The organism is Acidiplasma cupricumulans (assembly GCF_001402935.1).
GTDB classification, from domain to species: domain Archaea; phylum Thermoplasmatota; class Thermoplasmata; order Thermoplasmatales; family Thermoplasmataceae; genus Acidiplasma; species Acidiplasma aeolicum.
Window position 1 is genome coordinate 1 of the sequence record NZ_LKBH01000187.1, and the last position, 7,507, is coordinate 7,507.

The following is a 7,507-nucleotide window of genomic DNA, read 5'->3' on the forward strand; positions in this document are numbered from 1 at the left end:
AGATTCCCCTAAGCTTCATTGCGTCCGCAACACGCTTGACTGCTATTGTATAGGCAGCAGTCCTTGGGTCAACATTGTATTTTTTATATGTTGCGAGGACATCCTGTGCGGCCTTTGTCATCTTGGCATCAAGTTTCTTATAAACCTCCTCCTCAGTCCAGTAATCTCCAGTAATGTTCTGTACCCACTCAAAGTATGATACGGTTACCCCACCAGCATTGGAAAGAAAATCTGGCATTAAAAGCACACCCTTCTTAAAGAATATTTCATCAGCCTCTGGCGTTGTTGGACCGTTTGCAAGCTCCAGGATTATTTTGGCCTTTACCTTATCTGCATTGGCACCTGTAAGCTGGTTTTCTATTGCTGCAGGTATAAGCACATCAACGTTTAGCTCAAGAAGCTCCTCATTTGTTATTGTTTTGCAGTTTTTAAATCCCTCCACCTTTCCAGTTTTTTCTTTATATTCAAGCAATTCCTGGAAATCTATTCCATCCTCTGAATAAATGCCGCCCATTGAATCGGATACAGCAACAACCTTTGATCCAAACATTTCTTTAACAAATTTTACAGCAAACTGTCCGGCATTTCCGAATCCCTGAACGGCGACTCTTGCCTTTGAAAGATCAAGTCCTATTGACTTTGCAGCCTCCCTTAGGACATACATGCCTCCCTTTGCTGTGGCATCACCCCTGCCCAGTGAACCACCAATTTCCAATGGTTTTCCTGTAATAACACCGGGTGCTGAATGCCGTACTATCTTCTCATATTCATCCATCATCCATGCCATTATCTGCGGTGTTGTGTAAACATCCGGTGCAGGTATGTCTATATCCGGCCCTATGAAATTTGCAATTGCATCTATATAACCCCTGCTTAATCTTTCAAGCTCACCCCTGCTCATTTTTTTGGGATCGCATACAATACCTCCCTTGGCACCACCGTATGGAAGGTCCAGAAGGGCTGTCTTCCATGTCATCCATGCTGATAGGGCCTTAACCTCTGAAAGTGTCTCCTTTTCATAGTACCTTATTCCACCTTTCATTGGTCCCCGGGCATTGTTATAATGAACCCTAAAGCCCTTAAAGACCTTGGTTTCTCCACTGTCCATTTTTACAGGTATGGAAACCTCAAGTATCTCCTTTGGAGAACTTAAAATTTCAAGAGCCTGTTTATCTAAATTTATCACGCTGGCAGCCTTTTTTAGCTGCTTGAGAGCTATATCAAATGGGTCTAAATCCTCCATTGTAACACCATACATGAATCGTTCAGAAGTAGTTTAATCTTTTTGTGGGGGAATTAAATTGACCTATTATAACGAACATGAAATAAACATATGACATGATAAAAAATATTCTCATCATTTTTTATATAGACCATGATTTAATAATAAATCAAGTCCATCCCATGATTTTATAATAAAATATAAAATGTATTATAATATAAATTAATATTCAACTGCGGTGTAATCATGGAAGATGATGAAATAATTAAAAATCTTGTATTTGATAATCAACTTTTAATGGTATTGCAGCATTTTAATCTGGCAAAACTGGATTATGCAAAAAATATAAAAATTTATACAAGCATACCCCAAATGAATGTAAATATTTATCTGGAGCGCCTTGAGAACATGGGGTTAATAGAAAAATATTCTGGTTCTTCAATAAAAAGAACTGAGGCAAAGCTTAAAAAAACAAATGAGGTGCATAAGCATCATACATATTATTTACTTACAAATAAGGGGCATTATATTCTGAAAAGCATAGGACCCCGGGAATATATAAAGTATCTTGAACTTCCCTGCCTTAAGATGCTCGCATATAAAAAGAGAAGAAATGATGACCCATCAAAAAGGGCAAAGCTTATTAATATGGGGCTTCTAGATAAATATGGTGAAATTACCCCCATCGGGGAATCCGTTCTGGACCTAGCAAAGAGAAGGCAGATAAATCTGCCTGATACTTAAAAGTTAAATATAAATTTTAAATAAGGTCTGTAAGCGACTGTAGTGTAGCCTGGTATCACAGTGGCTTCCCAAGCCACTAACCCGGGTTCAAATCCCGGCAGTCGCATTATTATAAAGGTTTAATGCTTTAACCAATACATCATTAAATTTTTTTTATTTATATATTCTGGATCCAGATTTTATAATATAAAAATGGTTTAAATGGTCTTTAAATTAAAATAAACACACTGATTCCATTAGGAAAATAATAAAATTATATTCCCATCATAATATCAAATTAATTACACTTAATCTTTTGGTTCAAGTTTTTCCCTCAATATAGATGTCACATATTTTGCTGCAACCTTAAATTCAAGTTTTGGTGGCATTGGTGTTTCATTTGTTTCAGTTATAACATCAAGAACAACAGGGCCATCATGAGAAAAGAACTCATCCAGTTTGGAATCCAGTTCAGACACGCTGTTAACCCTTATACCTTTTATCCCCACAGATTCAGCAAGCTTTGAAAAATCTGGATTATATAAATCAACGCCGTATTCGGGATATCCCATGACCTCCTCCTCAAGCTTTATCATTCCAAGTATATGGTTATCATATACTATTAATTTAACAGGCAAATTATATTTTTTTGCTGTTATTAATTCCATTGATGTCATTGCAAAGCTGCCATCCCCTATTATTCCGTAGACCTTTTTGCCTGATGCAAAAGCAAGTCCTATTGTTCCTGGAATGCCTGACCCCATTGTTCCAAGCCATGAAGAAAAATAAAATTTATTTTTATTTTTTGCCCTAATAAATCTGTTTGTCCATAATGTCACATCTCCGGTATCTGTTATTATTATTGCGTCGTCCTCTATTCTTTTGGATATTTCATTTGTTAAAACCTCGGCCCTTATAGGATTTCTTTTGTCATTTATCATTTTATTAAGGCTAGCAAACCATTTTTCCCTTTCATCCTGAAGTTCATTGTAATATTTTTCATCCTTTTCATTAACATTTATGTTATCAATAAAATATTTTATATCACATAAATATGAATAATTTGCCTTCATAATTTTATTTAAATCATCTATATTATTATTTACCTGTATGTTATTGACCTTTTTTAAAAATGATGTGTACGGAAATATTGTTCCAAGGAATATCATTAAATCACAGTTTTCTATGGCCTTTACTGATGGCCTTGTTCCAAGCAGGCCTATGCCGCCCATTACCTTTTTATCATCATCATTAAATGTTCCCTTGCCATCAAGAGCATAAACCACCGGAGCACCTATTTTTTCCGCAAAATTATTTATTTCATCATGATAATTTCTAGAACCACCACCTATGAATATTAATGGCCTTTTGCTTTCATTTATTAATTTTGCTGCCTCTTCCATGCCATCTGGTTTATAGCTTACAGGATTAATATAATATGACAGGTCCTCCTCAGCTGCATTTTCCCTTAATATATCCACAGGCATGTCTATGTGTCCCACGCCTTTTTTCAATATTGCCTCCCTGCATGCCCTCCATATTAAATAATGGGCATTTTTTGGATTAACTATTCTTGCATTAAATACAGAAACATCATCGAATAATTTTATTAAATCAACCTCCTGAAAATAATCATGGTGCAATAAATCTGTTTCAATCTGACCTGTCAATGCTATTACCGGAACATGCTGCATTTTTGCATCATATAAACCATTTAATAAATGAATAGACCCTGGTCCTGAAGTGCCCATGCAGGCAGATAATTTACCGGAGTATTTTGATTCAAATGATGCACTTAATGCCCCGCCCTCCTCGTGCCTAACCTGCACATACTCAACATCCTTATTTCTCCTTATTGCATCGATGATTGGATTTAATGAATCTCCTGGTATTGCATATATTCTCTTAACTCCAAAATTAACTAATGTTTTTATAATGATATCTGCCACCGTTGCCATAAATTAATATTATGATATCATTTATATAATTAATGTAGTTATTAATAATTATAATGAACAAAAATTAAGGTTAATGCAGAAAAAATTACACTGACTGAAGCCTAAATATTAAAAAAAATAATTTTAATTAGTTTGAATAACTGGTTTTTATTTGTTACACTAATTATTTAACAAATAATAAAATGCATTTAAATCAAAATTTATTTTATAATAAAATATATACATAATTGCAATATCAGAATATGGAAAAATATTGGAGATATACATTATCTGCATTTTTTGGTGTTTTATTATTTGCATTCGATTTTGAAATGTTCCTTGCAAGCATACCGGGATTGATAGCGTTATTTAATTTTAATTTAAATGATATAAATATAATAAACGATACCGCATTTATTGTTTCCGCCATAGCTGCATTCTCCTTTGGTTACCTTGCAGATAAGTATGGGCGAAGATTATTATTTATGATTACTGTTTTATTATATTCATTTGGGTCTTTAATAACCGGTTTTTCCTTTTCTGTTCCAACATTTATGTTTTCACGCGGTTTAACATCTGTAGGTGCAGGAACAGATGAACCGCTGGGTTTCACCTTAACGGCAGAGACCGCACCGCACAAACTTCGTGGAAGACAGATGCTAATAACATCACTGGGTTTTCCTGTGGGCCAGACATTTGGTGCTGCAGTGGTTTATCTATTTGAATTATATAATATACATTTAACATATGTATTTTTTATAGGCGTTCTGCCCGCCCTGTTCATATTATATTTCAGAAAATCACTGCCTGAAACAGACAGATTCATGGATTTAAGGAAGGCAAAAAATGATTATATTCAAAATAAAAAGGAGGAAACAACAAGATACAGCGCCAATTTGAGGGAGGCAATAAAAAATCCCTTTGTACAAATGTTCCACAGGGATTTAAGGAGAAAATCCATACTCATCGCAATTTATGCCGCAATACTATCGGGAAGTGCAACAATATCTCTTGTGGCATTGCCAATATATTACGTTGAAATAAAACACATAGCATTCCTTGACACATTATCCTTTGAATTTATATCCTTTGGCATAGGTATTATTGGATACATATTTGCAGCACATCTTGGCAATAAAATAGGCAGAAGAAACGTCATGGCAGTATTCATGTTTATAACATCAATTTCCGTTTCCGGAATAATATTATCAACATCATATTATTATGTACTGCTATTTAATATTGTATTTATTTTCTTTTTATTATCACAGTGGGCTGCATGGCCATTTTATGTAAACGACATGTTCCCAACAAGGGTTAGGGCGACTGCAAGCACATACGGTTATGCCTTTATGTGGATTGGCAACATAATAATGCCAACATCCTTACTTTCACTCGTTTACATAATAGGCTGGAACCAGTCAATAATATACATCTTAATGATTCCTATAATATTTAGCATTATAATATCTTCACTGTTAAACCGTGATATACCAAACAGAATACTTGAAAAAAATGCTGTCTGACCAAATATATCTGGTAACATATATTGATAATATATGGCTTTAAGCCTTTAGAATAAACATAATTATCATCCATTTTTATACTTTTTGAAACACTAAAAATTCTTAATGCATGCAAAAGTTGAATTCATAAAATTACATCAGATGTTTATATTTTAGTTACTTCAACTTTAGATAAATTTATTTAGGTATACCTAATATTGTTGCATGGATTTTAGAAATAATGAGGAGGATTATATAAAAACAATTTACACCCTCATAGAGGCATTTGGTAGTGCCAACGAAATAGGAATAAGCTCCGATTTAAATGTCTCCATGCCAACAGTTTCTGAGTATTTAAACAAGCTTGAGGCTAAAAACATTATTAAAAAGTTTAACAGAAAGATATATTTAACAACATATGGACTTGACCTGGCCGCACCAATAATGAGCAGGCACAGAATATCCGAGGTATTTGCCGTAAAAATGCTCGATGTACCATGGGAGGAATCCCATGATGCTGTTATGGATATAGAGCATTCAATAGATGATTTACATTTTAATAAGCTCAGGAAGAACCTTGGAAATCCTGATAGATGCCCTCATGGAAATCCCATAAACATTAAAGAAAACCCAAATATCATGGAATTTAGCATTAATCAGGTTCCAGAGGGAAGATACAAACTTTCAAGAATTATATATGAGGAAAATAACCTTCTGAAGAAATTTGCAGATGCATCGATCCTTCCCGGTCAGAACTTAACCTTCTACAGGGATGGTAGGAGCATAGTTATATCAGGTAATAATGAATTTAAAATACCAGAAAAACTTGCAGGCTCCTTCAGGCTAGTGACATCATATGAATGAGGAATCAGATTTAAACCTAAGATCCAGAAAGAGCAGGTTAAGGTTCTACCTTCGCTTCTTTGGTCCCGCATGGCTTGTTATGATTGCTGATATGGACGCAAGCAGTACAATAGGGGCTGCAGAAACAGGTGCCATTTTTAAATACGGATTAATATGGTTCATGATTCTCATGATACTTCCATTATATTTTGTCCAGGAGATATCAGGGAGGATAGGCATAGCAACATCCAAGGGACTTGGTGATGTCATACGTGAGAATTATTCAAAAAAAGTATCTGTTATTATGTCATTTCCAATGGCACTTACAGATGTTGTAACATATGCAATAGAATATATGGGCATAGCCATAGGATTAAACCTGATGGGCATACCAATATTAATTTCACTTCCGGTTATATATGTGGTTCATTTATTCGTTGTTTCCAGACACGGATACAGAAAAACAGAAAAAATCTTAATACCAATAACACTGGTGCTTATAGTGGCCTTCATTGTTGACCTGTTCCTGCGTGGTTTTATTAATTCATCCCCGGTATACTTTTCACCAGGATACTCCTACATATTTATTCTGGCAGTAAATGTTGGTGCGGTCATAATGCCATTTATGCTGTTTTTTCAGGCATCAGCCACGGCAAATAAGGTCAGGTATGTTAAGAACTCATATATTGATATAAACAATACAAGGAGTGATGAAATAGACCGGGCGGCGTTAAAATCAATGAAACGTGAAACGTTATTTGGTGCAATAGTTTCAGAACTGCTCATGGTAATAGTGGAGATGGTATTTTCAGGGGTGCCAAAAACCACAGATTTTGCCTCAGCATCACAGCTTTCAGTTGCGCTTGACGCAGTTGCCGGGTCTTTCTCCCCATATCTATTTGGAATAGGTTTAATTGCAGCAGGATTTATTGCCCTAATAGTAATATCCATGGGCAGTGCATGGGGGGTTGTTGAGTCATTAAACATAAATAAAAAGCATGTTTTCACCGTTTATGTTCTGGAAAGCCTTCCTGCAGTTATAGCCGGAATGATACTGCCTGCAGATATGTTAATTAATTCAGTTCTTTACCTGCTCGTCATCTTTGTTTTTGTTCTGATAGGCCCTGGTGTGATAATGGGCATTATTGGTCAAAACAGGAAAATAATGGGAAAATTTTATATGAAAAAATTAACAAGAATATTTTACTGGTTAAGCCTTATATTTGTTGTATTCTTTGGGGTTCTTGCAATAATTTGAAATTTATTTTTTAAATTTA

General features: G+C 34.9%; 6 protein-coding genes and 1 tRNA gene. 5 read left to right on the forward strand and 2 right to left on the reverse strand.

The window, feature by feature from the left end; genetic code table 11:
• A partial coding sequence (locus AOG55_RS05360) for a Glu/Leu/Phe/Val family dehydrogenase (protein ID WP_055041017.1) occupies positions 1–1,243 on the reverse strand: 1,243 nt, incomplete at its 3' end.
• Positions 1,244–1,468: 225 nt separating this feature from the next.
• Here AOG55_RS05360 and AOG55_RS05365 point away from each other — a divergent pair.
• Both AOG55_RS05365 and AOG55_RS05370 read left to right on the forward strand, forming a co-directional pair.
• Entirely contained in the window at positions 1,469–1,966 is a 498-nt protein-coding gene (locus AOG55_RS05365) for a DUF2250 domain-containing protein (protein ID WP_055041014.1), read from the forward strand.
• Between the two features lie 33 nt (positions 1,967–1,999).
• Positions 2,000–2,072, forward strand: a tRNA-Gly gene (locus AOG55_RS05370).
• A 181-nt stretch (positions 2,073–2,253) separates the two neighbouring features.
• Here AOG55_RS05370 and AOG55_RS05375 read toward each other — a convergent pair.
• The gene (locus AOG55_RS05375; protein ID WP_055041015.1) at positions 2,254–3,903 is read right to left on the reverse strand and encodes a thiamine pyrophosphate-dependent enzyme; all 1,650 of its coding nucleotides are present in this window, start codon (positions 3,901–3,903) and stop codon (positions 2,254–2,256) included.
• A gap of 242 nt (positions 3,904–4,145) precedes the next feature.
• Between AOG55_RS05375 and AOG55_RS05380 the strand changes: the two genes are divergently transcribed.
• From AOG55_RS05380 to AOG55_RS05390, 3 genes are all read left to right on the forward strand, one after another.
• A complete protein-coding gene (locus AOG55_RS05380; protein ID WP_055041016.1) occupies positions 4,146–5,408 on the forward strand; it encodes an MFS transporter in 1,263 nt (420 codons plus the stop codon).
• A gap of 204 nt (positions 5,409–5,612) precedes the next feature.
• On the forward strand, positions 5,613–6,251 hold the full coding sequence (locus AOG55_RS05385) for a metal-dependent transcriptional regulator (RefSeq protein WP_048101435.1): 639 nt from the start codon (positions 5,613–5,615) through the stop codon (positions 6,249–6,251).
• Positions 6,244–7,488 (forward strand): NRAMP family divalent metal transporter, encoded by a 1,245-nt coding sequence (locus AOG55_RS05390; RefSeq protein ID WP_048101434.1) that lies wholly within the window; start codon positions 6,244–6,246, stop codon positions 7,486–7,488. Before AOG55_RS05385 ends, AOG55_RS05390 begins: the two co-directional genes overlap by 8 nt.
• Positions 7,489–7,507: the final 19 nt, after the last annotated feature.